Origin of the sequence: Bartonella sp. AP40SXNS, assembly GCF_042195825.1 — a bacterium.
Lineage (GTDB): Bacteria > Pseudomonadota > Alphaproteobacteria > Rhizobiales > Rhizobiaceae > Bartonella.
Genome location: NZ_JBHIPB010000096.1, coordinates 1 through 883, shown reverse-complemented (window position 1 = coordinate 883; position 883 = coordinate 1). Strand labels below are relative to the sequence as shown.

Below are 883 nucleotides of genomic sequence, written 5' to 3'. Positions count from 1 at the left end.
CATTATTGTTTCCTTGATTTGCGCGCAATTCCCCCGTGGCGTGAATCACGCTTGTGTTTAAAAATGGTTGGTTGTTAAATTTTTATGTCTTGAGGAATTCTCGTGTTTCCGCGAATATTAGCTAATCCACGAATTTCGGCATTTCTAAAGATCTTGACTGCGTCATAAATGCGAGCACTATCATAAACTTTTGCATCTCCAAAAATCTCAACATTTCCATAATTAATATCATCCTCATACGTGAAATTGGAGCATGATATAATGACATCACCATAAACTTTAGCATTGTTATAAATGAGAGCAGGACCACAAATTATTGCGTTCCCATATACACGAGCATTGTCGTAAACATTGGCACTATTCTTTATTCGTGCATTCTCAAAAACTTTTGCATCACCATAAATGAGTGCGCTATTGTAAACTTCTGCATCACCGTAAACATGAGATTTGTCGCGAACAACAGCATCACCAAAAACATGTGCACTACCAGAAACTTCGGCATTACCAAAAACAACAGCACGACTGTAAACTTGTGCATCAGAATAAACTGAAGCATTTCCACTAATACAGGCGCCATCAAATATCTTGGCATTATGAAAAATGGTAGCGCTTTCAAGCACCTTGGCATCATCATAGACCCAGCAATTGCCATCATGACCTAAGTTATATTCCTTTTCAATAAAGCCACCAAGATCTCCTTTTTTGACATCATCAAAATCCCTTAAAGCACGAATACGGTGAAGAGTTTTTCTATCAAACTCAATTGTTTCATCAGTCAGTTCGTATTTCTTTTCCATGGTTTAAGCCGCCCTTATCTTAAAACAGTGTCATTTCCAGATACTTTTGTATTTCCGGTTACTTTGGCATTCTCGCAAACTAGTGC

General features: G+C 37.8%; 1 protein-coding gene. It reads right to left on the bottom strand.

Annotated features, from left to right (window positions below):
- Positions 1-74: 74 nt before the first annotated feature.
- Positions 75-797, bottom strand: coding sequence for a hypothetical protein (locus tag ACFILZ_RS09960; protein ID WP_375611074.1), 723 nt, complete (start codon positions 795-797; stop codon positions 75-77).
- Positions 798-883 lie beyond the last annotated feature (86 nt).

Excerpts from the sequence above, each read along its gene's own strand:
- ACFILZ_RS09960 (WP_375611074.1), bottom strand. The coding sequence starts at position 797 with ATGGAAAAGAAATACGAACTGACTGATGAAACAATTGAGTTTGATAGA.